This window comes from Microbacterium sulfonylureivorans, from assembly GCF_003999995.1.
GTDB lineage: Bacteria > Actinomycetota > Actinomycetes > Actinomycetales > Microbacteriaceae > Microbacterium > Microbacterium sulfonylureivorans.
Window position 1 is genome coordinate 209,753 of the sequence record NZ_RJAD01000002.1, and the last position, 24,917, is coordinate 234,669.

The 24,917-nt window shown below is 70.9% G+C and carries 19 protein-coding genes; 11 read left to right on the plus strand and 8 right to left on the minus strand.

Annotated features, from left to right (window positions below; genetic code table 11):
• The first annotated feature begins 66 nt into the window (after positions 1-66).
• The 3 genes from smc (at position 67) to EER34_RS10525 (ending at position 5,189) form a co-directional block, all read left to right on the plus strand.
• Positions 67-3,603, plus strand: a complete 3,537-nt coding sequence (smc, locus tag EER34_RS10515) for a chromosome segregation protein SMC (RefSeq protein WP_127474614.1) — start codon at positions 67-69, stop codon at positions 3,601-3,603.
• Between the two features lie 123 nt (positions 3,604-3,726).
• Positions 3,727-4,599, plus strand: a complete 873-nt coding sequence (ftsY, locus tag EER34_RS10520; protein WP_127474616.1) for a signal recognition particle-docking protein FtsY — start codon at positions 3,727-3,729, stop codon at positions 4,597-4,599.
• A gap of 89 nt (positions 4,600-4,688) precedes the next feature.
• A complete protein-coding gene (locus tag EER34_RS10525; protein ID WP_127474618.1) occupies positions 4,689-5,189 on the plus strand; it encodes a DUF2004 domain-containing protein in 501 nt (166 codons plus the stop codon).
• A 2-nt stretch (positions 5,190-5,191) separates the two neighbouring features.
• Here the strand turns inward: EER34_RS10525 and lipA are convergent, their stop codons facing one another.
• Positions 5,192-6,226, minus strand: a complete 1,035-nt coding sequence (lipA, locus tag EER34_RS10530) for a lipoyl synthase (protein WP_127474620.1) — start codon at positions 6,224-6,226, stop codon at positions 5,192-5,194.
• Positions 6,223-6,888 carry a lipoyl(octanoyl) transferase LipB gene (gene lipB / locus EER34_RS10535; protein WP_276317251.1) on the minus strand — a complete coding sequence of 222 codons (666 nt, stop codon included), beginning with the start codon at positions 6,886-6,888 and terminating at the stop codon, positions 6,223-6,225. Before lipB ends, lipA begins: the two co-directional genes overlap by 4 nt.
• Positions 6,889-6,948: 60 nt before the next feature.
• On the opposite strand from lipB, the gene EER34_RS10540 reads away from it, so the two are divergent.
• The 3 genes from EER34_RS10540 to ffh all read left to right on the plus strand — a co-directional run bounded on the left by EER34_RS10540 (position 6,949) and on the right by ffh (position 9,831).
• Positions 6,949-7,938: a TetR family transcriptional regulator gene (locus EER34_RS10540; RefSeq protein ID WP_127474624.1), complete on the plus strand. Its 990-nt coding sequence runs from the start codon at positions 6,949-6,951 to the stop codon at positions 7,936-7,938.
• A gap of 102 nt (positions 7,939-8,040) precedes the next feature.
• Entirely contained in the window at positions 8,041-8,223 is a 183-nt protein-coding gene (locus EER34_RS10545; RefSeq protein ID WP_127474626.1) for an RNA polymerase sigma factor, read from the plus strand.
• 51 nt (positions 8,224-8,274) lie between these two features.
• Entirely contained in the window at positions 8,275-9,831 is a 1,557-nt protein-coding gene (gene ffh, locus EER34_RS10550) for a signal recognition particle protein (RefSeq protein ID WP_127474628.1), read from the plus strand.
• A 23-nt stretch (positions 9,832-9,854) separates the two neighbouring features.
• Here the strand turns inward: ffh and EER34_RS10555 are convergent, their stop codons facing one another.
• Positions 9,855-11,018 carry a glutamate--cysteine ligase gene (locus EER34_RS10555; RefSeq protein ID WP_127474630.1) on the minus strand — a complete coding sequence of 388 codons (1,164 nt, stop codon included), beginning with the start codon at positions 11,016-11,018 and terminating at the stop codon, positions 9,855-9,857.
• A gap of 342 nt (positions 11,019-11,360) precedes the next feature.
• Here EER34_RS10555 and rpsP point away from each other — a divergent pair, with 342 nt between their 5' ends.
• The 4 genes from rpsP (at position 11,361) to EER34_RS10575 (ending at position 16,924) form a co-directional block, all read left to right on the plus strand.
• Positions 11,361-11,792 (plus strand): 30S ribosomal protein S16, encoded by a 432-nt coding sequence (gene rpsP / locus EER34_RS10560; RefSeq protein WP_127474632.1) that lies wholly within the window; start codon positions 11,361-11,363, stop codon positions 11,790-11,792.
• Between the two features lie 4 nt (positions 11,793-11,796).
• Positions 11,797-12,027, plus strand: coding sequence for an RNA-binding protein (locus tag EER34_RS10565; RefSeq protein ID WP_055965452.1), 231 nt, complete (start codon positions 11,797-11,799; stop codon positions 12,025-12,027).
• Positions 12,028-12,112: 85 nt separating this feature from the next.
• Positions 12,113-12,682: a ribosome maturation factor RimM gene (gene rimM, locus EER34_RS10570; protein ID WP_240642346.1), complete on the plus strand. Its 570-nt coding sequence runs from the start codon at positions 12,113-12,115 to the stop codon at positions 12,680-12,682.
• 123 nt (positions 12,683-12,805) lie between these two features.
• Positions 12,806-16,924 (plus strand): bifunctional nitrate reductase/sulfite reductase flavoprotein subunit alpha, encoded by a 4,119-nt coding sequence (locus EER34_RS10575; RefSeq protein WP_127474636.1) that lies wholly within the window; start codon positions 12,806-12,808, stop codon positions 16,922-16,924.
• 110 nt (positions 16,925-17,034) lie between these two features.
• Here the strand turns inward: EER34_RS10575 and EER34_RS10580 are convergent, their stop codons facing one another.
• Complete coding sequence (locus EER34_RS10580) at positions 17,035-18,456, minus strand: MFS transporter (protein WP_127474638.1); 1,422 nt, start codon at positions 18,454-18,456, stop codon at positions 17,035-17,037.
• Between the two features lie 164 nt (positions 18,457-18,620).
• On the opposite strand from EER34_RS10580, the gene trmD reads away from it, so the two are divergent.
• Entirely contained in the window at positions 18,621-19,298 is a 678-nt protein-coding gene (gene trmD / locus EER34_RS10585; protein WP_127474640.1) for a tRNA (guanosine(37)-N1)-methyltransferase TrmD, read from the plus strand.
• A gap of 10 nt (positions 19,299-19,308) precedes the next feature.
• Here trmD and EER34_RS10590 read toward each other — a convergent pair whose 3' ends face one another.
• From EER34_RS10590 to nirB, 4 genes are read right to left on the minus strand one after another with little or no spacing between them, the layout of a single operon-like run.
• Positions 19,309-20,457: a uroporphyrinogen-III synthase gene (locus EER34_RS10590; protein WP_127474642.1), complete on the minus strand. Its 1,149-nt coding sequence runs from the start codon at positions 20,455-20,457 to the stop codon at positions 19,309-19,311.
• Complete coding sequence (gene cobA, locus EER34_RS10595) at positions 20,454-21,686, minus strand: uroporphyrinogen-III C-methyltransferase (protein WP_127474644.1); 1,233 nt, start codon at positions 21,684-21,686, stop codon at positions 20,454-20,456. The genes EER34_RS10590 and cobA overlap by 4 nt, the downstream gene beginning before the upstream one ends.
• A complete protein-coding gene (nirD, locus tag EER34_RS10600; protein ID WP_127474646.1) occupies positions 21,683-22,069 on the minus strand; it encodes a nitrite reductase small subunit NirD in 387 nt (128 codons plus the stop codon). Before nirD ends, cobA begins: the two co-directional genes overlap by 4 nt.
• Complete coding sequence (nirB, locus tag EER34_RS10605; RefSeq protein ID WP_127474648.1) at positions 22,066-24,645, minus strand: nitrite reductase large subunit NirB; 2,580 nt, start codon at positions 24,643-24,645, stop codon at positions 22,066-22,068. The genes nirD and nirB overlap by 4 nt, the downstream gene beginning before the upstream one ends.
• Between the last annotated feature and the right edge of the window lie 272 nt (positions 24,646-24,917).

The window sequence follows — 24,917 nt, forward strand, 5'->3', positions numbered from 1 at the left end:
TGGGGACGCCCGACGCGGTCGGGCGGCCCCGGGCCGGGGCGGGCGGCCAACAGCGGAGGCGAGCAGATGCACCTGAAGAGCGTGACGCTCAAAGGGTTCAAGTCGTTCGCCCAGCCGACGACATTCGCGCTCGAACCCGGCGTGACCTGCATCGTCGGTCCCAACGGCTCTGGCAAGTCGAACGTCGTCGACGCCCTCGCCTGGGTCATGGGAGAGCAGGGCGCGAAGACCCTCCGCGGCGGCAAGATGGAAGACGTCATCTTCGCGGGCACCGCGACGCGCGGTCCACTCGGCCGGGCCGAAGTGCAGCTGACAATCGACAACAGCGACGGCGCGCTGCCGATCGAGTACAGCGAAGTCACGATCAGCCGGACGCTGTTCCGCAACGGAGCGAGCGAGTACGCGATCAACGGCGAGGTGTGCCGCCTGCTCGACGTGCAGGAGCTCCTGAGCGACTCAGGTCTGGGCCGCGAGATGCACGTCATCGTCGGGCAAGGACGCCTCGACGGTGTGCTGCAGGCCACCCCCGAGGACCGTCGTGGATTCATCGAGGAGGCTGCGGGCATCCTGAAGCACCGTCGCCGCAAGGAGAAGACGCTCCGCAAGCTCGATGCGATGGAGGCCAACCTCACGCGACTGAGCGACCTCGCCGGCGAGCTGCGACGGCAGCTGAAGCCGCTCGGGCGGCAGGCCGAGATCGCGCGCGAGGCGGCCACGATCGCAGCCGTGGTGCGCGACGCCAAGGCCCGTCTCTTCGCGGACGAGATCGTCGGACTCCGCGCCGAACTCGCCTCCCACGCCGCGAGCGAGCAGGAGCGCCACACCGAGCGGCTCGTCCTGCAGGATCAGCTCGAGAACGCCCGCACGCGGATCGAGCTTCTCGAGGCGCAGCAGCGCTCGGAGTCGGTCGACGAGGCCCGCCGGGTCACCTACGGTCTCGAGCGCGTGCAGGAGCGGCTGCGCAGCCTGTACGCCCTCGCGGGCCAGCGACTCGCGCTCCTCGGCGAGGCCGAGGACGACGATCGCATCGAGCTGACCACCGTGTCGCAGGCCATGATCGACGAGGCGCGCGCCGAGATCCAGGGAATCGCCGACGGCCTGGGCGGTGCTCAGGATGCCGCGGCCGAGGCATCCCGTGAGGTCATGCGTGCGCGAGCCGAGCTCGATGCGCTCGACACCGACATCGCCGCGCAGAGCGCGCTCGTCTCGGAGCACGACATGCGCATCACGGCGCTGCGCGGATCGGCGGAGGCAGCTGAGTCCGCCCTGGCCGCCGTGCGCGCCGCCGTGGAGCGGCAGCAGCGCGCCCTCGATGCGGCGCTGGCCCGCCGCGCCGAGGCGGAGGAGACCCTCGCGGGCGTCGACCCCGACCTCGTGCCCGAGGGGTCGGCAGCCGAATACGCGACTGCGTACGAACGCGCACAGCGGGACGCGTCCGACTCGGAGACGAAGGTGGGCGAGCTCCGCGAGCGCCTCCACGCCGCCGAGCGGGAGGTCGAGGCGCTGACGGCGCAGACCTCCGCGCTGGGGCGTGCCCTCGACGGCAAGAACGCCGCCGCCGAGATCGTCGCCCGCGGTGCGGCCGGGGTGCGGGGCCTGCTGGGGGATTCGGTCAAGATCACCACCGGCTACGAGGCCGCGATCGCCGCGGCCCTCGGACCGCTCGTGGAAGGAATCCTCGTCGAGGATCGTGCGCATGCGGTGAGCACGGCGCGCCTCGCACGGGACGGCGACATGGGCACGGTCGACATCGCCATCGCGGATGCGCCGGCCACGCGCCCCGACTTCCCCGCGATCGCCGGGATCGTTCCCGCCCGAGAGGTCGTCACCGCACCCGACGGGGTGCTCGGCATCCTGGCGCACGTCGTCGTCGCGGACGACCTCGACGCCGCTCTCGCCGCGGGGCCGACCCTCGCCGCCGCGAACGTCGGGGGTCCCGTCACGATCGTGACCCGGTCGGGCGAGGTCGTGACCGAGTACACCGTCCGAGCGGGGTCGGGTCAGGGCCGGTCCCGCCTCGAGCTCGCCGCCGAGCGGGACGCCGCGGCCGAGCGTCGCGACGAGATCGCGGTGGTCGCCGACTCGCTGCGCGAGGCGCTCGGCGACGCGACTCGCCACCTCGAGTCGTCGCGCCAGCGGACGAAGGCCGCACTGACCACGCTGCGAGAGCACGACGCCGCCCTCGCCGCGCACACCGAGCAGGTCAACCGTGCGACGGTCCGCTACGAAGCCGCCGTCGCCGAGTGCGATCGCCTCGCCGCCGGACTCACGCAGGCCGAGGCCGCGGTCGAGGAGGCGGCCGGTTCGGCCCGATCCGCGGGCGACCAGCTGACGGGGGCCCTCGAGGCGCCGCGCCCGATCCTCGATGCGTCCGCCCGCGAAGGCATGCTCGCATCACTCGAGGCCGCGCGCGACGGCGAGATGCGGGCACGCCTCGACGTCGAGACGCTCAAGGAGCGGATCCGCGCCGGCGAAGCACGTGTCGCCGGGCTCGAACGGCAGCGCGAACGGGAGCGCGAGGCGGCGGCAGAGGCTGCCCGTCGGGCCGTGGTGCGACGCGCCCAGCGCGAGACCGCAGCCGGTGTCGCCGCCCAGCTTCCCGCCGTGCTCGACTCCGTCGAGCGCTCACTCGCGCAGGCGCGTCTGGAGCTCACCCGGGCCGAGTCCGAGCGCACCGCGCTGACGGCGGAGCTGGCCGAGCTCCGACGACAGGAGTCGGTCGCGCGGGAGCGGCTCGCCGGGCTCACCGAGAGCGTCCACAGCCTCGAGCTGCAGATCCACGAGAAGCGTCTCCACGTCAGCGGGATCCTTGAACGGGTCGCTTCGGAGCTCGGGCTCGACGAAAACATTCTCGTTGCGGAATATGGACCGGACCAGGCGATTCCTGCCGAAACGCCGGCACGTGAGGAGGACGCCGAGACCGAGGCATCCGTCCCGTACGACCGCGCACAGCAGCGGCGGCGACTTCAGGAGGCCGAGCGCAAGCTCGGGCAGCTCGGGAGGGTGAACCCGCTCGCCCTCGAGGAGTTCGCCGCGCTCGAGCAGCGGCACAAGTTCCTCACCGAGCAGCTCGCCGACCTGACGCAGACCCGCAAGGACCTCATCACGATCATCGAGGAGCTCGACGAGCGGATGCAGGTGATCTTCCTCGCGGCGTTCGAAGACACTCGGACCGCGTTCGGGGAAGTGTTCCCGATCCTGTTCCCGGGCGGCTCGGGGAGCATCTCGCTGACCGACCCCGACTCGCCGCTGACCACCGGCATCGAAGTCGCTGTGCGTCCCGTCGGCAAGAAGATCGAGCGTCTGTCGCTCCTGTCCGGCGGTGAGCGGTCACTGGCCGCCGTGGCCCTGCTGACGGCGATCTTCAAGGCGCGCCCGAGTCCGTTCTACATACTCGACGAGGTCGAAGCCGCGCTCGACGACGCGAACCTCGGCCGGCTGCTCGGCGTGTTCGAGCAGCTGCGCGAGTCCAGTCAGCTCATCGTGATCACCCACCAGAAGCGGACGATGGAGATCGCCGACGCCCTCTACGGTGTGTCGATGCGGCAGGACGGCGTCTCCGCCGTCGTGGGCCAGCGGCTGGGCGAGCGCGCCGCGAGCTGAGCGCGGCCGTCAGGCGATCCCTCGTCGGACGAGCGTCCTGATCACGGCACCATCGGTGGCCTGCGAAGACATGCTGACATCATGCCGCCAGTGCCCTCCCCGCCGCGCGCCTAGGCTGGAGACATGGCTGAAAGCTCCTGGTCGCTCGGTCGCGCGCTGCGCGGCATGTTCGTCAAGCCCACCATCGACGAGACCACGTGGGACGACCTCGAGACGGCGCTCATCACGGCCGACTTCGGGCCCGACATCTCCGAGCGGATCGTCGAGGAGCTGCGCGAGAAGGTGGATCGCTTCCGCACCACCGACCCGAAGGACCTCCAGCGCATGCTGAAGGAGACGCTCGAGGAGCACTTCGCGAAGTTCGACACGACCCTGCGGCTGACCGAGCGTCCGGCGGTCGTCCTCGTGGTCGGAGTGAACGGCGTGGGCAAGACCACCACGATCGGGAAGTTCGCGAAGTTCCTTCAGCGGTACGGCCGCTCCGTCGTGGTCGGCGCGGCCGACACGTTCCGCGCCGCCGCCGTCGACCAGCTCGCGACGTGGGCGGAGCGCGGCGGCGCCGCGATCGTCCGGCCGCAGCAGGAGGGGCAGGATCCGGCATCCGTCGCCTTCCAGACCATCGACTACGCCAAGCGCACCGGCACCGAGATCGTTCTCGTCGACACCGCCGGGCGTCTGCACACCAAGGGCGGGCTCATGGACGAGCTCACGAAGATCCGGCGCGTGATCGAGAAGCAGGCGCCGATCAGCGAGGTGCTGCTCGTGCTCGATGCGACCACCGGACAGAACGGCGTCATGCAGGCGCAGGCGTTCCTCGAGCACGCCGGGGTCACCGGACTGGTGCTCACGAAGCTCGACGGATCGGCCAAGGGCGGGTTCGTCCTGGCGGTGCAGGAGCGCACCGGGATCCCCGTCAAGCTCCTCGGACAGGGCGAGGGGATCGGCGATCTGACCGGGTTCACACCGCACGTCTTCGCGGCATCGCTGGTGGACTGAGCCCCCGCGCACATGTCGCGGACGTAACGGATCCGCGCCACGCGCGGTCGGGGCTACCGTCCGGGCGCAGGTGCTGGTTTCATGGGGGCATGGCGATCGAGCACGACTACTTCGGACTCCTCGAGTCGGGGCCGGATGGATCGATCTTCTGGTCCGAGAACGTCGACCTGGGAGATCAGTCGGTGACCGTGGATCTCACCGCGCCCGACCAGGAGGACGTCTCCGAGGCTGCGCTCGACGTGGCTGCCGCACTCATCTCCGCCATCGAGGACATCGACCGGAGCGCGCGCAACTCCATGGTCGACGAGCTGAGCGACCGCACGAGCGAGGTGACGGAGTACATCCTGCAGCAGCAGGCCACTCTCGGCGACGACCTCGAGGCGCTGCTCGTCGACATCTCCGGCGACGTGCACATCGATGTCATCCGGTCCCTGCAGCTGATGAGCATGACGATCCTCGCCGACGAGCACGGCGGATCCGACCCGTTCGCGGTGCTCGAGTACGCTCTCGACCCCGATGCCACCGACGACGTGCTGCTCGTGAACCTCGACTCCGCAGGTGCCGTGCTGTCGGTGACCAGCGCCGAGTAGCGCTAGACCGCCTGGGCGAACCCGAGATCCGCCCTCTCGGCGATGTGCGCGAGGTGCGGCGGGATGTCGCGTCCCTTCGACACCATCGACTGCGCCCACAGCCGGCCGGCCCGGTACGACGAGCGAACGAGCGGCCCGGCGAGCACGCCGAGGAAGCCGATGCGCTCTGCCGCCTCCTTGAACTCGACGAACTCCTGCGGCTTCACCCAGCGATCGACCGGAAGGTGCCGCGGCGAGGGCCGCAGGTACTGCGTGATGGTGATGATGTCGGTGCCGGCGTCGTGCAGGTCCTGCAGCGCCTGGACGACCTCCTCGGGCTCCTCGCCCATCCCCAGGATGAGGTTCGACTTGGTGATGAGACCCGCGCCGCGCGCCTGCGTCAGGACGTCGAGCGAACGCTCGTAGCGGAACGCGGGGCGGATGCGCTTGAAGATCCGGGGGACGGTCTCGACGTTGTGCGCGAAGACCTCGGGGCGGCTGTCGAACACCTCGGCGAGGAGGGCGGGATCGCCGTTGAAGTCGGTGGCGAGGATCTCGACCCCGGTGTTCGGGTTCTGGGCGTGGATCTGCCGGACGGTCTCGGCGTGGAGCCACGCGCCGCCGTCGGGAAGGTCGTCGCGGGCCACACCCGTGACCGTCGCGTAGCGCAGCTGCATGCGGACGACGCTCTCGGCCACGCGGCGGGGCTCGTCGACGTCGTAGTCGGCCGGTTTGCCGGTGTCGATCTGGCAGAAGTCGCATCGACGCGTGCACTGCGAGCCGCCGATGAGGAACGTCGCCTCGCGGTCCTCCCAGCACTCGTAGATGTTGGGGCAGCCGGCCTCTTGGCAGACCGTATGAAGATCCTCCGTCTTCACGAGCTTGTGGAGGGCCTGGTATTCCGGTCCCATCTTCGCCTTGGTCTTGATCCACTCGGGCTTGCGCTCGATCGGCGTCTGCGCGTTGCGCACCTCGAGCCGGAGAAGCTTGCGTCCGTCGGGGCCGGTGGCCGGGGCGGAAGCCGGAGCGCCCGCGGACGCACCGCCGCACGCGCTCACGCGGCCACCTCCGCATACTCGGCCCGGAACGCGCTGGTCACGGTGTCGAGCACGTCGGCGGGCGAGACAGCCGCTCCCACCACCTCGCTGAGCGTCGTCACGCCGGCGTCGGTGATGCCGCACGGGATGATGCCGCGGAAGCCGGCGAGCGAGTTGTCGCAGTTCAGGGCGAAGCCGTGCATCGTGACGCCCCGCTGCACGCGCACGCCGATCGCGGCGATCTTGTCCTCGCCGAGCGGGCGCCGGACCCACACGCCGCTGCGCCCCTCGACGCGGTACCCGTCGACGTCGTGCTCGCGTAGCACCTCGATGAGGATCTGCTCGAGCCGGCGCACGTGGGCCACGACGTCGACCGGCTCCGCGAGTCGCACGATCGGGTACCCCACCAGCTGGCCGGGACCGTGCCACGTGATCTTTCCGCCGCGGTCGACGTCGACCACGGGTGTGCCGTCGGTCGGCCGCTCGTTGCGCGCCGTGCGGGCGCCCGCCGTGTACACCGGCTCGTGCTCGAGGAGCAGCAGGGTGTCGGGACGGGTTCCGTCGACGACGTCGGCGTGGATGCTGCGCTGCAGCGCCCAGCCGTCGAGGTACGGCACATAGTCGGGGGAGAGGCCGACGGTCCGGATGTCGAGCATCGTGCTCCTTCGCTTGTGGCGATTGATGGATCGCGTCCAACATTACGCCACGGGCGGCGCCTCGCGACGCCCGCTAGCGTGTGGGGGATGAGCAGCACCGGACGCGTGGGCAGGCCTAAGGCCTCGTCGCGGGAGACCCTGGCGGAGGCCGCCTGCGAGCTCTTCCTCGAGAAGGGCTTCGAGGCGACCTCGATCGCCGACATCACCAGCCGGGCCGGCGTCAGCCGCTCGAGCTTCTTCAACTACTTCGCCTCGAAGTCCGACATCCTGTGGGCGGGTCTCGACGAGCGGCTCGACGCGGTCGACGCGCGCCTCTCGACGGGCGAGGGGACGGATGCCTCGCCCGCCGTCCGTGCCGCGATCATCGGCGTCGGCGCGGGGTTCGCCCCCGACAGCCTCGCGCTCGCGATCGTCAACGCCACCGCGATGGGACTCGAGGCCGAGCTCGCGCGCGAGTCGTCGTTCCGGCGCGCCCGCGTCGCGCGGGCCGTCGCCGACCGGCTCGCGCGGGCCGGTGCCGACCGGCTGCACGCCGAGGTGGCCGGCGCGGCCTGGGGCGGCGCGCTGCTCGCCGCGGTCGAGGCTTGGGCGCACGACGGCGCCGGCGTGACCTCGCTCGAGCGGTTCCTCGCGCGCGCGGCGGACGCGGCATCTTCCGTCTCGACCGCGCCGAGCCCGGGCGCGGTCCGGCAGCTTCGCGTCGTCGTGCGCGCGCCCGACTTCGATGAGACCCTGGCGTTCTACCGCGATGTCGTCGGCATGCCGCAGTCCGAGGCGTACGAGGCCGAGGGCGGTGCCCGCGTCGCGATCCTCGACGCCGGCCGTGCGACGATCGAGCTGTCCAACCCGGCGCAGGTCGATTTCATCGATCGCGTCGAGACCGATGGCGGCACGAGCGACCGCATCCGGCTCGCGCTCGAGGTGGACGACGCCGCCGCCGCGGCCGATCGGCTCGAAGCCGGTGGCGCGGAGGTCGAGGCATCCGCTCGGCAGACGCCGTGGAGATCGCTCAACGCCCGCCTGCGCGGACCCGCCGATCTGCAGCTGACCCTCTTCCAGGAACTCGGGCCCGAGTGACGCGGACGGTCCGGGCCCAGCCGGACACGTACGGAGTGAACCCACCCCGACGGAGGCTCCGATGAGACGAACGACCGATCCCCTCGACGACCTGCTGGCACGGTGCGCGATGCCATCGACCGCCTCGACCCGGATCTCGCCGAGCTCGTGCGGCTGGTCCACGGGGAGCGGCTGACGCTGGTGCAGGCGGCCGAGATGCTCGGCATACCGGACTCGACGGCCAGAGGCCGGTATCAGCGGGCGAAGGAGCAGCTGCGGGTCACGCTCGGAGTCTCGGTCGCCTGACCGCGGACAGGCGGCGGGACGAGGCATCCGCTCGCGTAGAATCGGGGGATCATGGCGACTTTCGGCACCCTCTCCGACCGGCTCACCGAGACCTTCCGCAACCTCCGCACCAAGGGCAAGCTCACGCCCGCGGACGTCGACGGGACGGTCCGCGAGATCCGCCGAGCCCTGCTCGACGCCGACGTGGCGCTGCCCGTCGTCAAGGAGTTCACCGCCAAAGTGCGCGAGCGCGCGCTCGGCGACGAGGTGAACAAGGCCCTCAATCCGGCGCAGCAGGTCGTCCAGATCGTCAACGAGGAGCTCGTCGCGATCCTCGGCGGGCAGCAGCGTCGCCTGCAGTTCGCGAAGAACCCGCCGACGGTGATCATGCTCGCCGGCCTCCAGGGCTCCGGCAAGACGACCTTCGCGGGCAAGCTCGCGAAGATGCTCGAGAAGGACGGCCACACGCCCCTTCTCGTCGCCGCGGACCTCCAGCGCCCCAACGCCGTCAACCAGCTCCAGGTCGTGGCCGGTCAGGCCGGCGCCACGATCTTCGCGCCCGAGCCCGGCAACGGCGTCGGCGACCCCGTGCGGGTGGCCAAGGACGGTGTGGAGTTCGCCCGTCGCCAGCAGCACGACGTCGTCATCATCGACACCGCCGGCCGTCTCGGCGTCGACGCCGAGCTCATGAAGCAGGCGTCCGACATCCGCCGTGCGACCGACCCCGACGAGGTCCTGTTCGTCATCGACGCGATGATCGGTCAGGATGCCGTCAACACGGCGAAGGCCTTCCAGGACGGCGTCGACTTCACCGGTGTCGTGCTCTCGAAGCTCGACGGCGACGCCCGCGGCGGTGCGGCGCTGTCCGTCGCGTCGGTGACCGGCCGGCCCATCATCTTCGCCTCGACGGGCGAGGGACTGGACGACCTCGAGGCATTCCACCCCGACCGCATGGCGAGCCGCATCCTCGACCTCGGCGACATCCTGACCCTCATCGAGCAGGCCCAGCAGGCCTTCGACGAGGAAGAGGCCATGAAGATGGCCGAGAAGCTCGCGACGGAGACCTTCACACTCGAGGACTTCCTCGAGCAGATGCAGCAGATGAAGAAGATGGGCTCCATGAAGAAGATGCTCGGGATGCTCCCGGGCATGGGGTCGATGAAGGATCAGCTCGAGAACTTCGACGAACGCGAGATCGACCGCACCGAGGCGATCATCCGCTCGATGACCCCGGGGGAGCGGCGCAACCCCAAGGTGCTCAACGGGTCGAGGCGGCTGCGCATCGCGCGCGGCTCGGGCATGACCGTCACCGACGTCAACGCGCTCGTGAACCGCTTCGAGCAGGCCGCGAAGATGATGAAGACCGTCGCTCGCGGCGGGATGCCCAGCATTCCCGGCATGGGGCCGATCCCCGGCGCCGGTCGTCCGGGGGCCTCCGCGAAGCGCGGCAAGCAGCAGAAGGCGAAGGGCTCGCGCTCGGGCAACCCCGCCAAGCGTGCGGCCGAGAACGCCGGCATCGCCGCAGCCCCCGCAGCGCCCACCGGCTCCGGTTTCGGCCTGGGCGGCGCCAAGGCCGCGCCGAGCGAGGCGGACCTCGCCGAGCTGCAGAAGCTCCTCGGCAAGGGCTGAGTCCCCTCGCCGCGCGCCCTGGGTCAGTGGCCGAGCGCCGAGAGATGCTCGCGCAGCGTCGGTCCTGAGCGGAACTCGCGGATGAGGTGGCGCACGACCTCGCGCAGGTCGCCGTCAGCCGCCTCGGCCACCAGGAGCTGGCGCGCATAGCTCGCACCCTCGTCGAGGATCGTCCGGATGCCCGTCAGCTCCCGCGCGCACTTGAGTTCGACGGCGATGTCGCCGAGCTGCTCGAGGGTTGCCCGCAGATGCTCGGCGACCGGCACCTGCGTGCCGTCGCGGTCGACGATCACGCGCGCGTCGAGACCGTAGCGGGCAGCGCGCCACTTGTTCTCGCGGACGAACCACGGCTGCAGCGTCACGAGCTCGCGCCCTTCGTCGAGCTCGCGCGAGAAGTGCTCGACGAGCACCTGGACGAGCGCGGCGACGGCTGCGAGCTCGGGAAGGGTCGACATCCCGTCGCAGGCGCGGACCTCGATCGTGCCCCAGCGGGGTGCGGGCCGGATGTCCCAGCGAACCTCGGTCGCGTCCTCGAGGACTCCGGTCCCGACGAGGTCGTCGAGGTAGCCCTCGAACTCGGACCAGTTCTCGAGGGGCCAGGGGAGCCCCGCAGTCGGCAGCTGCTGGAAGACCAGGGAGCGATTGGACGCGTAGCCGGTGCGCTCTCCGGCCCAGTAAGGACTGGACGCGGAGAGGGCCTGCAGATGGGGGAGGTACACCGCCAGCGCGTTGATGATCGGGAACACCTTGTTGACGTCGTCGACGCCGACGTGGACGTGGATTCCCCAGATCATCATGTTGCGGCCCCACCACTGGGTGCGCTCGATGAGCTTGTTGTAGCGGGTCTTGTCGGTCACCTGCTGGTCGTACCACTGGGCGAACGGGTGGCTCCCGGCGCACAGGAGCTCGACGTTGAGCGGCGTGGTGACCGTCCGCACGGCTGCGATCGCGTCCGCGATGTCGTCGACCGCGGCAGCGACCGTGTCGCCGATTCCGCTGGTCACCTCGACGGTGTTCGTGAGCAGCTCGCCGGTGACCGTGTAGCGCTCCAGTGCCGTGCGTTCCTCGAGGTGATGGAGGATCTCCGGCGCACGCGGCACCAGGTCTCCCGTCTCTCCGTCGGCGAGCATGAGCTCCCACTCCAGGCCCACGGATGAGCGGGCGGATGTCGCGAAGGGCACCGTCATCCGCACAGTCTTGCAGAGGGATGCCGCGCACCCGCGGGGCTTGCGGCACATGCCGTCATCTGATGGAGGGGCCGGGGTGTTCGCGGGGGGCTCCGCGATCTGGTGGGCCGGGGTGTTCGCGGGGGGCTCCGCGATCTGGTGGGCCGGGGTGTTCGCGGGGGGCTCCGCGATCTGGTGGGCCGGGGTGTTCGCGGGGGGCTCCGCGATCTGGCAGAATAGAGGGTCGGATCACCTGCTCGACCCTCTATCCAGCGGGGTAGGTCCTCCTCCGAGCTTCCGCCGGGTGTGCACCCCACTCTCCAGGCGACCGGTTCACTCACTTTCCACACATTCAGGAGAATCGTGGCTGTCAAGATTCGTCTCAAGCGCCTCGGCAAGATCCGTGCGCCCTACTACCGCATCGTCGTGGCCGACTCGCGCACCAAGCGCGATGGTCGTGTCATCGAGGAGATCGGCAAGTACCACCCCACCGAGGAGCCCTCGTTCATCGAGGTCGACTCCGAGCGTGCGCAGTACTGGCTCAGCGTCGGCGCTCAGCCGACCGAGCAGGTCACCGCGCTGCTCAAGCTCACCGGTGACTGGGGCAAGTTCAAGGGTGACAAGGACGCCGTCTCGACGGTGCGCACCAAGGCTCCCAAGGCCGAGTTCGAGATCGACTCGTCGAAGAAGTCGGTTGTGAAGCCCAAGGCTGAGAAGAAGGTCGAGGCTCCGGCCGAGACCACCGCCGACGCGACCGAGGCTGCCGACGAGGCCGCCGAGTCGACCGAAGCGTAGTCCGTTGCTGGCTGCCGCGCTCGAGCACGTCGTCAAGGGGATCGTCGATCACCCTGACGCCGTGCGCATCGATTCGTCCACGTCGCCCCGCGGCGACGTGCTCGAGGTGCACGTCCACCCCGATGACCGGGGTCGCGTGATCGGGCGCGGCGGCCGTACGGCCAAAGCCCTGCGCACCCTCATCAGCGCGCTCGCCGACGGCCGGCGCGTCCGCGTCGACGTCGCGGACGACTGAGGTGGCAGGCGACGCGGAGGACACGGGCGCGAGCCCCGAGCCCTCGTCCACGACATCGGCGCCCACGCCGTCCGGCAAGACGCAGCTGCGCGTCGGACGGCTCGTCAAGGCCCACGGCCTCAAGGGCGCCATCAAGCTCGAGCTCTACACCGACGACCCCGAAGGTCGCTTCGTTCCCGGAGCGACGTTCACGCTCCAGGTCCCGGAGTCGTCGCCCTGGCACGGCAAGCCCCTGACGATCCGCGAGTTCCGCTGGATGAACAGCCACCCCGTCGCGTTCTTCGACGGTGTCGACGACCGCGATGCGGCCGAGGAGCTCATCCGCGCGATCCTCTGGGTCGATCAGGACACGCAGGCTCCGTCGACGGAGGAGGACGCGTGGTTCGACCACCAGCTCGTCGGCCTCGACGTCGTCCGTGACGGCGAGACGGTCGGCCGCGTCATCCGCGTCGACCACATGCCGGCGCAGGACCTCCTGATCGTGCGGGTCTCGGGTGACCGCGAGGTGCTCGTGCCGTTCGTGAAGGCGATCGTGCCCGAGGTCGACATCGCTGCGGGCCGTGTCGTGGTGACGCCGCCCGCCGGCCTCTTCGAGGAGCTGCCCGGCGACTCCGCCGACGACCAGCCCGTCGACGACGCGCCCGACGGGGCCTGACCCGCTCGGAGCGCGGGGAGCGGCATCCGCTCACAGTGGTCCAGCGGTGCCCGTGAGGGTGATGTGATCCACCGGTAACACCCCGCACGACGCGGTGGAACATGCCTCGGAGATCATCGGGGCATGGGCACGATCGCGCACCTGTCGGAGCCGCGCACCAGCGCGCCGCCGACGCAGGCCCGCGCCGTGTGCTCTTACTGCGGGGTGGGATGCGGGATCACCGTGTCCACGGCGCCCGCTCCGGCCGGCGCCGGCTTCGTCGTCACGAAGACCGTCGGAGACAAGGCGCACCCGGCCAACGCCGGACGCCTCTGCACGAAGGGCGCGACCCACGTCGACCTGATGCACGCGCCGGGGCGCATGGCGACCGCGTACATTCGGCCCGAGCGCGGAGAGTCCGCGGTTCCTGCGCCGCTGGACGCGGCGATCGCCGAAGCCGGCGCGCGGCTGCGGGCGATCGTCGACGAGCACGGCCCCGATGCCGTGGCGCTGTACGTGTCCGGACAGATGTCGATCGAGGCGCAGTACCTCTCGAACAAGCTCGTGAAGGGCTATCTCCGGGGCCTGCACATCGAGTCGAACTCACGGCTGTGCATGGCCTCGGCCGGTACCGGGTACAAGCAGTCGCTCGGAGCGGACGGCCCCCCGGGCTCGTACGAGGACATCGACGCGGCCGACCTGTTCTTCGTCATCGGGTCGAACATGGCCGACTGCCACCCGATCCTCTTCCTGCGGATGGCGGATCGGCTCAAGCAGGGGGCGCGGCTCATCGTGGTCGACCCGCGCCGCACCGCGACCGCGGAGCGGGCCGACCTCTACCTTCCGATCGCCCCGGGCACCGATCTGGCGCTGCTCAACGGTCTGCTGCACCTGCTGGTCGAGGAGGGTGCCATCGACGCCGAGTTCGTCGCGGCCCACACCGAGGGCTGGGACGGGATGCCGGCGTTCCTCGCGGAGTACGCCCCGGACCGGGTCGCCGCGATCACCGGTCTGTCCGAGACCGACATCCGCACCGCCGCGCGCTGGATCGGCGAGGCGGGCGAGTGGATGACGCTCTGGACGATGGGCCTGAACCAGTCCACGCAGGGCACATGGCACACGAACGCGATCTGCAACCTCCACCTCGCCACAGGCGCCATCTGCCGTCCGGGGAGCGGCCCGTTCTCGCTGACCGGGCAGCCGAATGCCATGGGCGGCCGGGAGATGGGCTACATGGGACCGGGGCTTCCGGGGCAGCGCGCGGTGTTCAACCCCGCCGATCGTGCGTTCGTCGAGGATGTCTGGGCGCTCGAGCCGGGAACGATCCGCGACGAGGCGGGCACCGGCACGATCGACATGTACCGGTCGATGGCGGCCGGCGACATCAAGGCCGCGTGGATCATCTGCACCAACCCCGTGGCGTCGGTCGCGAACCGGTCGTCGGTGATCGAGGGGCTCGAGGCGGCCGAGCTGGTGATCGTCCAGGACGTGTTCACCGAGACCGCCACCAACGCGTACGCCGACATCCTCCTGCCGGCGACCCTGTGGGTCGAGTCCGAGGGCGTCATGGTCAACAGCGATCGCACGATGACTCTCGTGGAGCGCGCGGCGCAGCCCCCGGGCGACGCGCAGCCGGATTGGCTGACGATCTGCCGCGTCGCTCAGGCGATGGGGTTCGACGAGGGGTTCGGGTTCGGCAGCAGCGCCGAGGTGTTCGACGAGATCCGCCGCTTCTGGAACCCGCAGACCGGGTGGGACATCCGCGGCGTGGACTACGAGCGCCTCCGACGCGGACCGGTGCAGTGGCCGGTGCCGCCGGGCGACGCCGCGGACCGGCATCCGATCCGCTACGTCAACGACGGTGTCAGTCAGAGCCTGCATCGCGAACCCGACGGCACCGTGCCGCGCCTGGCGTTCGCGACGGCGTCGCGGCGTGCCCAGTTCTTCGCGCGACCCCATCTCGGTCCGAGCGAGCTTCCCGACGACGATTTCCCCTGGATCCTCAACACCGGCCGACTGCAGCACCAGTGGCACACGATGACGAAGACCGGCAAGGTCGACAAGCTCATGCGCCTGAACCCCGAGCCGTTCATCGAGGTGCACCCGCTCGACGCCGAGCAGCAGGGCATCGCCGACGGCGACATGGTCGAGATCTCGTCGCGCCGCGGACGCGTGGTGCTGCCTGCGGTCGTGACCGACCGGGTGCGGCCCGGATGCTGCTTCGCGCCGTTCCACTGGAACGACGAGCACGGCGAGTACCTGACGGTGAACGCCGCCACCAGCGATGCCGTCGATGCCGCGTCCCTGCAGCCCGAGTTCAAGTTCGCCGCGGTGTCGCTGCGCCGGGTGGGTCCCGCACCGGCCGGGGCCGACGCGGACGAGCGCGCCGCGACGATGCCGCTGGCCGGCGCGGCGCGTGAGGTTCTGACCGGCGCCGGGCTCGGCGAGAGGGGAGCGCCTTCGCTGTCGGAGGCGGAGGGCGCCTACGTGTCGGGGTACCTGTCGGCCCTTGAAGCCGCCCCGGTCGCGGTGGGATTCGTCCCGGTGCTCCCCGCGACCGCCCCGCTCCGCGACATCTCGAGGGCATGGTTCGACGGCGTCCTCGCGGGACTCTACTCGCGCACGCCGCTCGGGCTGACCGTGCCGGCGGGCGGCGCGCCCGACGAGGTGACCGTGCTGTGGGGCTCGCAGACCGGCAATGCCGAGGAGGTGGCGTCGACGTGCGTCGCAACGCTCACGGCGCGCGGCATCCCGGCGCGCACGGTGAGCATGGTCGACATGTCGATCGCGGATCTCGCCGCGGTGCGGAAGCTCCTGGTGGTCACCTCGACCTTCGGAGACGGCGGGCCGCCCGACAACGCCGCCGACCTCTGGTCCGAGCTCAACGGCGACACCGTGCCGGAGCTCGGCGGCCTCGACTACGCCGTGTTCGCGATCGGCGACTCCAGCTACGACGACTTCTGCGGTCACGGGCGGGGAATCGACGACCGGCTCGGCGCGCTCGGCGCGACGGCGCTGCTGCCCCGCGTGGACTGCGAGCCCGACTACGCCGAACCTGCCGCAGCGTGGCTGGAGCAGGTCATCGCGACGCTCACGGGGGACGAGGCATCCGCCACCGTCGCGGAGGCCCCCGCGACCCGCCGGCTCTTCACACGGAGCAACCCGGTCGCGGCGGCGCTGGTGACGAACGCGCTCCTCAGCGGAGACGGCTCCGCCAAGGAGGTCCGTCAGTTCGGCTTCGACATCTCGCACGCCGGAGTGTCGTACGAGGCCGGCGACTCGCTCGGCGTCGTGTGCGCCAACGCTCCGGCGATGGTGAGCGAATGGCTCCAGACGACGGGGCTCGTCCGCCACACGGTGGTGGAGCTCGACGGCCAGGAGCGGTTCCTCGAGGATGCGCTGTCGACGCAGCTCGACATCACGCGGATCACGCCGGACCTGCTGTCGTTCGTCGCCGAGCGCAACTCCGATCCGGCTCTCGCCACCTTGCTGCGCCGCGAGAACAAGGGGCGTCTCGAGCAGTACCTGTGGAGCATGCACGCGGTCGATCTGCTGCGGGCGTTCCCGGTCGTGGCCGACGCGGACGAGTGGATGCGCGTGCTCAAGCGCCTGCAGCCCCGCCAGTACTCGATCTCATCGAGCCCGAAGACGAGCCCGGACGAGGTGCAGCTCACGGTGTCGGTCGTCCGCTTCACCACGGAGACGGGGATGCTGCGCGGCGGCGTCGCCTCGACCTTCCTCGCCGACGTGGCCGGTGCCGAGCCCGCACCCATCTACCTGCAGAAGTCGCCGCACTTCCGCACCCCCGCCGCCGGAGACTCCCCGATGATCATGATCGGCCCCGGCACCGGCATTGCGCCGTTCCGCGGGTTCCTCCACGACCGGCGGGCCGACGGCCACACCGGCCGCAACTGGCTGTTCTTCGGCGAGCAGCACGCCGCGACGGACTTCTACTACCGTGACGAGCTCGAGTCGATGCGCGACGACGGGTTCCTCACCAGACTCGACCTCGCCTTCTCACGCGATCAGCGCCAGAAGATCTACGTGCAGGACCGGATGGTCGAGCACGGGCTCGAGCTGTGGCGCTGGCTGCAGGACGGCGCGCACCTCTACGTGTGCGGCGACGCCAGCCGCATGGCGAAGGACGTCGACGACACGCTCGTCACGATCGCCCAGCGCCACGGCGGGCTCTCCGAGGACGCCGCCGTCGAGTACCGCAAGAGCCTCGTGTCGCAGAAGCGCTACGTCCGCGACGTGTACTGATCCCATCGCCCGTCGCTTGCCGGGCGTCGCGCGGATCGCCGGGCTCCCCGCGCCCCGTGCACGTCGAAGCGGGCCGCACCCGAGGAGGGTGCGGCCCGCTTCACTCCGGGTCAGATGCGCTGGCCGGCGAGCGACTTCCGCGGCACGACGTAGACGAGCACGGTCAGGACCATGAGGCCGACGTACGCGGCGACGAAGCCGTAGAACGCCGCCGTGTATCCCCCGGTCGCCAGCTGCGACGCGTTGAGCACCTGCGGCACGAGGAAGCCGCCGTACGCGCCGATCGCCGAGATGAGGCCGAGCGCCGCAGCGGCCTTGCGCTGCACCCGGATGCCCTCGGGCGTCCCGGGCAGTGCATCGGTGGCGAGCCCGCGAGCGGCGAAGATGCTCGGGATCATGCGGTAGGTCGATCCGTTCCCCATGCCCGTGGCGGCGAAGAGCACGAGGAAGCATCCGAGGAACACCCAGAAGTTCTGCATCGGGAGCGTCCAGATGAGCGACAGCGCGCCGAGGGCCATCACGGCGAAGGCGCCGACGGTCACCCGCGCGCCGCCGAATCGGTCGGCGAGGCGGCCGCCGTACGGCCGCGCGAGCGAGCCGATGAGTGCGCCGAGGAAGGCGAGCGAGACCGCGGCCTGGCCGACCTGGAACGTCGAGTACGTCGGGAACTGGTCGGCGATGAGCTTCGGGAACACGCTCGCGAACCCGATGAACGACCCGAAGGTGCCGATGTAGAGCAGCGCCATGACCCACAGGTGAGGCTCGCGGAGCGCGGCCGCCGAGCCGGCGAAGTCGGCCTTCGCCGACGACAGGTTGTCCATGTACCGCCAGGCGCCCCAGATCGCGACGAGGATGAGCGGGATCCACATCCAGCCGGCGAGGGCGATGTTCATGGTCGCGCCGGCACCGATCGTGACGGCGATCGGCACGGCGAACTGAGCGACCGAGGTGCCGAGGTTGCCGCCGGCGGCGTTCAGGCCGAGCGCCCATCCCTTCTCCTTCTGCGGGAAGAAGTAGGTGATGTTCGCCATCGAGCTCGCGAAATTCCCACCGCCGACACCGCCGAGCGCGGCCACGAGGAGCAGCACGCCGAACGGGGTCTCCGGGTTGGAGACGACGACCCCGAGCAGGACGGCGGGGATCAGCAGCAGTGCGGCGGAGACGATCGTCCAGTTGCGGCCGCCGAAGATGCCGACCATGAACGTGTACGGGAAGCGGAGCGTGGCGCCGACGAGACTCGGGAGCGAGATGAGCCAGAACAGCTGCGAGCTGGAGAGGTCGAAGCCGGCGCCGGGCAGCATCACGACGACGATGCTCCACAGCTGCCAGATGATGAAGCCGAGGAACTCGGCGAAGATCGACCAGCCCAGGTTGCGGCGTGCGATGGCGCGGCCACCGGACTGCCAGAACGTGCTGTCCTCGGGGTTCCAGCCGTCGATCCAACGGCCGGGTCGGTGGGTGAGGGTGACCGGCGCAGAGGCCGGGGGCGGAGCTGCGACGTCCGTCGTGGACGGGGTGACGGTCGTGGTCATGGCGCCTCCTAGATGAAGTGTGCCTTCACCGTATGAAGGGGGTGTTTCCGTGCTGCGACCACTGCGGTTACTTCTCCGTCACCTTTCCGTCACGGCCCGCGAGGACCCGCGGTTAAGGTCCGGTCACACGTCGGAAACATGGGCGGATGCCTAGACTCGAACCCATGCGCGTCGACATCGTCACGATCTTCCCGGCGTTCTTCGACGTGCTCGACGTCTCACTCATCGGCAAGGCCCGGGATCGCGGCATCCTCGACATGCACGTCCACGACCTGCGGGAGTGGACACACGATCGTCACCGCACCGTCGACGACACCCCGTACGGCGGCGGCGCCGGCATGGTGATGAAGCCGGAGCCGTGGGGTGAGGCCCTCGACGGGATCCTCACCGACGACGCCGTGCTGCTCGTGCCGTCGCCCGCCGGAGAGCAGTTCTCGCAGGCCATGGCGCGTGAGCTCGCCGACGAGAAGCACCTCGTGTTCGCATGCGGACGTTACGAGGGGATCGACCAGCGCGTCGTCGACCACTATTCGGAGCGCGGGCGCGTGCGCCTCGTCAGCCTGGGAGACTACGTCCTCAACGGCGGCGAGGTCGCCGCGATGGCCGTCGTCGAGGCGGTGTCCAGGCTCGTGCCGGGCGTCGTCGGCAATCCGGAGAGCCTTGTGGAGGAGTCGCACGAGGACGGGCTCCTCGAGTACCCGAGCTACACCAAGCCCGCCGTCTGGCGCGGGCACGAGGTGCCCCCGGTGCTGCTCAGCGGCAACCACGGCGCGATCGCCGCGTGGCGCCGCGAGCAGAGTCTCGAGCGCACAAAGCTGAACCGCCCCGACCTGCTGGCCTGACGGGCATCCGTCAGGCGGAGGCCTCGGCGGGATCGAGGACGTTCAGCCGGTAGCCGCGTTTGACGACCGTCTTGATGAGGTCGGTCACGCCCAGCGCCTCGCGCACGCGGGCGACGGCCATCTCGACGGCGTGCGTGTTCTCGCCCGAACGCGGCAGCGCGTTCTGCAGCCGCTGACGTGAGACGACACCGCCTGCCGCTTCGAAGAGGGCGGCGAGGATGTCGACACCGGTCCGCGACAGCGGGACATGGGCTCCGTCGAGCACGGCACCGGTGCTGCGCAGCTCGAGTCGTCCGGCCGTGGTCTGGAGCGACGCCGCGTGCCCGCCGCCGAAGTGGGTGACCACGGCGCGCACGAGCGAGCCGAGTCGGCCGCGCTCCGCGATGAGCGGTGTGATCCCGACGTCCACGAGCGGGCCCGCTGTGATCGGGCCGACGGCGGCCATGAGGACGCGTCCGGAGTCGGCGAGGTCGACGATGTCGTCGAGCACGCCTTCTCGGGCTGCGGCGGCGAGCCATTCCGCTGCGCCGGGCGCCGACGTGAACAGCACGGCGTCGACCTCGCCCTGCGCCGTGGCGGCCACCGAGCGGCAGACGGCCACGGCATCCGGCGGCGGACCCCAGCGGTAGACCGTGAGGCTCACGACATCCGCGCCGGCCTCCTCGAAGAGCTCGTCGAGCCCATCGGCGCCCGACCCGTGGTGCTGGACGGCGATGCGCCGGCCCGTGACCCCCTCGGCCAGCAGGTACTCGCCCAGTTCGACGGACGTCTCGGACTCCGCCACCCAGTCCGCGGTGAGCCCCGCCTGCTGGATGGCCCCGCGCGCCTTCGGACCGCGTGCGACGATCTGGGCGCCCGCGAGCGCCGCGCTCAGCTCGTCGAGGAGCCCCGCCTCGTCGGCAGCCTCCATCCAGCCGCGGAAACCTACACCCGTCGTCACCACGACGATCTGGGGCGGCTGCGCGATGAGCTCGTGCGTGGCGGCGATGAGCGCGTCGTCGTCGATGTGGGGGACGATCGTCAGCGCGGGCGCGTGGCGCACGGCCGCGCCGTGACGTTCGAGAGCGGCGGCGAGCTCGAGCGATCGCCGGTCCACGGCGATCACGATCGTGCAGCCGTCGAGGGCGGCAGAGAGGACGGGGCGGGAGGGATCTGTCACCGGATCGCTTCACCCGTCAGTCGGCGGTCGGGGAGGAGGAGCCCTGCGCGGGCGACATCACCCACGACGATGACGGCCGGGTTTCGCACCCCTGCCGCCTCCGCGTCGTCGACCGCGCGGGCGAGGGTCGTGCGGGTCGTGCGCTGCTGCGGGGTGTGGCCGCTCTCGATGATCGCGACGGGCCGGTCGTCCGGCACGCCTGCGGAGCGCGCGGCGCCGACGAGTCGGGGGAGCGCCGCGACGCCCATGAGCACGACGGTGGTGACGGTGTCGTCGGCCAGAGCCGCGATCGTCGACGGCGCGGTCTCCGCCTGCCCGTTGACGACGTGGACGGATGCCGCGACCCCGCGGTGGGTGACGGGGATGCCGGCCGCCTGGGGCACCGACACGACGCTCGTGAGTCCGGGCACGACCTCGACCGGCACACCGGCGGCGAGGCATGCGGCGACCTCTTCGCCGCCGCGGCCGTACACGAACGGATCGCCGCCCTTGAGCCGGACGACGCGCTTGCCGGCACGGGCGTGCGCGACGAGGAGGTCGTTGATCTCGTCCTGCGGCACGGGGTGGTGGCCGGGACGCTTCCCCACGTCGATCAGTTCGACGTCGGAGTCGAGCTCGGAGAGCACGTCTGTCGGACCGAGCCGATCCGCGACCACGACGTCGGCCTCGGCGAGGAGGCGCCGACCGCGTACGGTCATCAGGTCGGCGGGGCCGGGGCCGCCGCCCACGAGGTCCACGCGCCCGCGCACGGTGGCGCGGCGCCGGCGCAGGGGCAGCGTGCCCTCGCGCAGCAGCGAGGCGACGGCATCCCGCAGCCGGGCAGCGCGACCCGGATCGACGCCCGCGTCCGAGACGACACCGACGACGACGTCGCCCGACCGGGTCTCGGCGGCGAGCCGGGCCGAGCCGTGAGCGCCGTCCGAGGCGTTGACGCACAGCACGCGCCGCCGCTCGCAGGCCGAAGCGACGTCGGCGTCCACCCGGGAGTCGCCGGTGGCGGTGTGCACCAGCCACGCGCCGGCGATGTCGCTCGCGCGCACGCGGCGGGCGATCCATGCGAGACCGCGCGCGTCGACGAGCTCGCGCACCTCTTCGGACAGCTCGGGCGCGACGATCGTCACGTCGGCGCCGTCAGCGAGGAACCGCGCGAGGCGACGGGCGGTGACCGCCCCGCCGCCGACCATGACGACCGATCGACCGGCGAGCGAGACGCCGAGCAGGGTGGTCACGACTGCGCCTCCCACCGTACGAGAACCTGTCCGTCGCTGACCGCGACCGGCCAGACGTGGAGCGATGCGGGCTCCTTGCCCTGAGTGTCGAGGCATGAGCCGGTGCGCAGGTCGAACACCTGCTTGTACATCGGCGAGGCCACGGTCGGGGCATCCTGCTTCGTGCCGACGATGCCGCGCGAGATGACGTGGGCGCGGCTGTAGGGGTCGAAGTTGGAGACGGCGTGCACGCGACCGCCGTGCAGGAGGAACAGGGCGATCTGCGTGCCCCCGAGGAGCGCGGCACGTCCGCGCTCGACCTCGAGGTCGCTCACGGCGCAGACGCGCACCCAGCCGTCGGGCACCTCGGCGGTGTCGGCGGTCTGCGGGTCGACGAGGGTCATCGGCGCACCTCCAGGATCGTTCCGGCGATGAGGACGCCGCCGCTCTCGCGCTCGGCATCGGTGGCGGGTCGCCCCTGCCCGCGCTCGGCCGTGTAGGCGAGCGAGGGGTCGGGGGTCGTCGGGGCGTTGACGAACGACGCGAACCGCCGCAGCTTCTCCGGGTCGTCGAGGGTGGCCTTCCACTCGTCCTCGTACGACCCGATGTGCGTGGCCATGGCCGCGTCGAGGTCGGCGCAGATCCCGAGGCTGTCGTCGAAGACGACCGCGCGGAGCGCGTCGATGCCCCCTTCGAGGTCCTCGAACCAGGGAGCGGTCCGCTGCAGGCGGTCGGCCGTGAAGATGTAGTACATCAGGAAGCGGTCGATCGCGGTCAGCAGCTCATCGTCGCTGAGGCCCTCGGCGAACAGCACGGCATGGCGGGGAGTGAATCCGCCGTTCCCGCCGACGTACATGTTCCAGCCGGCCTCGGTGGCGATCACGCCGACGTCCTTGCCCCGCGCCTCGGCGCACTCCCGGGCGCAGCCGGACACGCCCAGCTTGAGCTTGTGGGGCGAGCGCAGACCGCGATAGCGGAGCTCGAGCTGCACCGCCATGCCGACCGAGTCCTGCACGCCGTACCGGCACCATGTGGACCCGACGCACGACTTCACGGTGCGCAGCGACTTGCCGTACGCGTGACCGGACTCGAAGCCCGCCTCGACGAGGCGCTTCCAGATCTCCGGGAGCTGCTCGAGGCGCGCGCCGAACAGGTCGATGCGCTGGCCGCCGGTGATCTTCGTGTAGAGCCCGAAGTCCTGAGCGACCCGGCCGATCACGACGAGGCCCTCGGGGGTGATCTCGCCGCCCGGGATCCGGGGGACGACCGAGTAGCTTCCGTCCTTCTGCAGGTTCGCCATCACGTGGTCGTTGGTGTCCTGCAGCGTCGCGTTCTCACCGTCGAGCACGTGCCTGCCGACGAGGGTCGACAGGATGCTCGCGAGGGCGGGCTTGCAGATGTCGCAGCCGCGCCCGGTGCCGAAGCGCTCGATGACGGCGCTGAACGTCGTGAGGCCCGAGACGCGCACCGCGTCGAAGAGCTGGCGGCGCGACATGTCGAAGTGCTCGCACAGCGCGTTGCTGAGCGACGCGCCGGACTTGGCGAGCTCGGTGCCGACGATCTTCTTGACCATCATCACGCACGAGCCGCACGCCGCCCCGGCCTTGGTGCAGGACTTGATCGCCGCGACGTCCGTGCAGCCCTCCTCGTGGACCGCGTGGCGGATCGCGCCGGCGGTCACGCTGTTGCAGGAGCAGACCAGGGCCTCGTCGGGGAGATCGCCCGAGGGTGCGGCGACGCCGCCCTCCGGCATGAGGTACGCAGCGGGGTCGCCGCCGAGGGCGCCGCCGACGAGCGGCCGCAGTGAGCCGTAGGCCGACGCGTCGCCGACGAGGATGCCGCCGAGCAGCGTCTTGGCGTCGTCGGACAGCACGAGCTTCTTGTAGACGCCCGCGACGGGGTCGGCGTAGACGACGTCGAGTGCGCCCGGCGTCGTGGCGAAGGCATCGCCGAAGCTCGCGACGTCCACTCCTGACAGCTTCAGCTTCGTCGACAGGTCGTATCCGGGGAACGCGGCCTCGCCTCCGAGCAGGCGCGTCGCGGCGACCTCGGCCATCGCATAGCCGGGGGCCACGAGCCCCACGCACAGGCCGTCGAAGTTCGCGACCTCGCCGATGGCGAGGATCCGGGGGTCGGACGTCGCGCACCCGGCGTCGATCAGGACGCCGCCGCGCTCGTGGACGGCGAGCTCCGCGCCGCGGGCGAGCTCGTCGCGCGGACGGACCCCCACAGTGAAGACCACGACGTCGGTGCGCTCGTAGCTCCCGTCGCGGTACTCGAGCCCGGTCACCTGGCCGCTGCGATCGGGGTCGAGGCGCGTCGTGCTCGTGCCCGTGACCACACGGATGCCGCGCGACTCGATCAGCCGGCGCAGCGCGTTGCCGCCCGGGAGATCGAGCTGGGCCGACATGAGCCGGTCGGAGGACTGCACGACCGTGCACGACACGTCGAGGCCCTGGAGCGCGCCCGCCGCCTCGAGGCCGAGCAGCCCGCCGCCGATCACCGTGCCGGTGAGCGGGCGACCGAGCTCGCGCGAGCGCCTGTCGACGAAGGCCCGCAGCTTCTCGACGTCGTCGAGCGTGCGGTAGACGAAGCATCCCTCCAGTCCGAAGCCGTCCACCGACAGGCGTGCGGCGTACGAGCCGGTCGCGAGCACGAGGTGGTCGTATGCCACGCTGAGCCCGCTGCGGGTGGTGGCGCGCCGGGCGGAACGGTCGATGCGCGCGACGGCGTCGCCCGGGACGAAGCGCACGCGGTCGTCGTCGAGGACGGACCGCTCGAGTGTGAGGTCGTCGGGCGTCGATGTGCCGAAGAACCCGGTCAGACCGACGCGATCGTAGGGGTGGCGGCCCTCCTCGCCGATGAGCGTGATCCGCCAGGAGTCGTCCGCGCGGCTGAGCAGGCTTTCGACGAAGCGGTGCGCGACCATGCCGGCGCCCACCACGACGACGTGCGTGCCGGGGGCGGCGGTGGAGCTCATGCGGTCACGGTACGCGGGCGATGTTGCGGGCGAGTCAGCGCCATGTTTCCGGCTCTTGACGCTCGCCGCGTGCCCGTGGGCGGTGGTGCGGGGTGCTTCCTCGGTCATGACGTCTCCTGCTCGGCGGAAGATCTCTCTCGGTGCCCGCCACGTTAGGAGTGCGGTGTTTCGCCCCGCGCCCGCGATCGGTTACCCCGAGCGAACGTTTCGCTCACACCGCACGAGGCGGCGATGTGAGATCCCGGATGCCGACACCTCCGGTCGCTACGATG

Excerpts from the sequence above, each read along its gene's own strand:
- smc (WP_127474614.1), top strand. The coding sequence starts at position 67 with ATGCACCTGAAGAGCGTGACGCTCAAAGGGTTCAAGTCGTTCGCCCAG.
- ftsY (WP_127474616.1), top strand. The coding sequence starts at position 3,727 with ATGGCTGAAAGCTCCTGGTCGCTCGGTCGCGCGCTGCGCGGCATGTTC.
- EER34_RS10525 (WP_127474618.1), top strand. The coding sequence starts at position 4,689 with ATGGCGATCGAGCACGACTACTTCGGACTCCTCGAGTCGGGGCCGGAT.
- EER34_RS10540 (WP_127474624.1), top strand. The coding sequence starts at position 6,949 with ATGAGCAGCACCGGACGCGTGGGCAGGCCTAAGGCCTCGTCGCGGGAG.
- ffh (WP_127474628.1), top strand. The coding sequence starts at position 8,275 with ATGGCGACTTTCGGCACCCTCTCCGACCGGCTCACCGAGACCTTCCGC.
- EER34_RS10555 (WP_127474630.1), bottom strand. The coding sequence starts at position 11,018 with ATGACGGTGCCCTTCGCGACATCCGCCCGCTCATCCGTGGGCCTGGAG.
- EER34_RS10575 (WP_127474636.1), top strand. The coding sequence starts at position 12,806 with ATGGGCACGATCGCGCACCTGTCGGAGCCGCGCACCAGCGCGCCGCCG.
- EER34_RS10580 (WP_127474638.1), bottom strand. The coding sequence starts at position 18,456 with ATGACCACGACCGTCACCCCGTCCACGACGGACGTCGCAGCTCCGCCC.
- trmD (WP_127474640.1), top strand. The coding sequence starts at position 18,621 with ATGCGCGTCGACATCGTCACGATCTTCCCGGCGTTCTTCGACGTGCTC.
- nirD (WP_127474646.1), bottom strand. The coding sequence starts at position 22,069 with ATGACCCTCGTCGACCCGCAGACCGCCGACACCGCCGAGGTGCCCGAC.
- nirB (WP_127474648.1), bottom strand. The coding sequence starts at position 24,645 with ATGAGCTCCACCGCCGCCCCCGGCACGCACGTCGTCGTGGTGGGCGCC.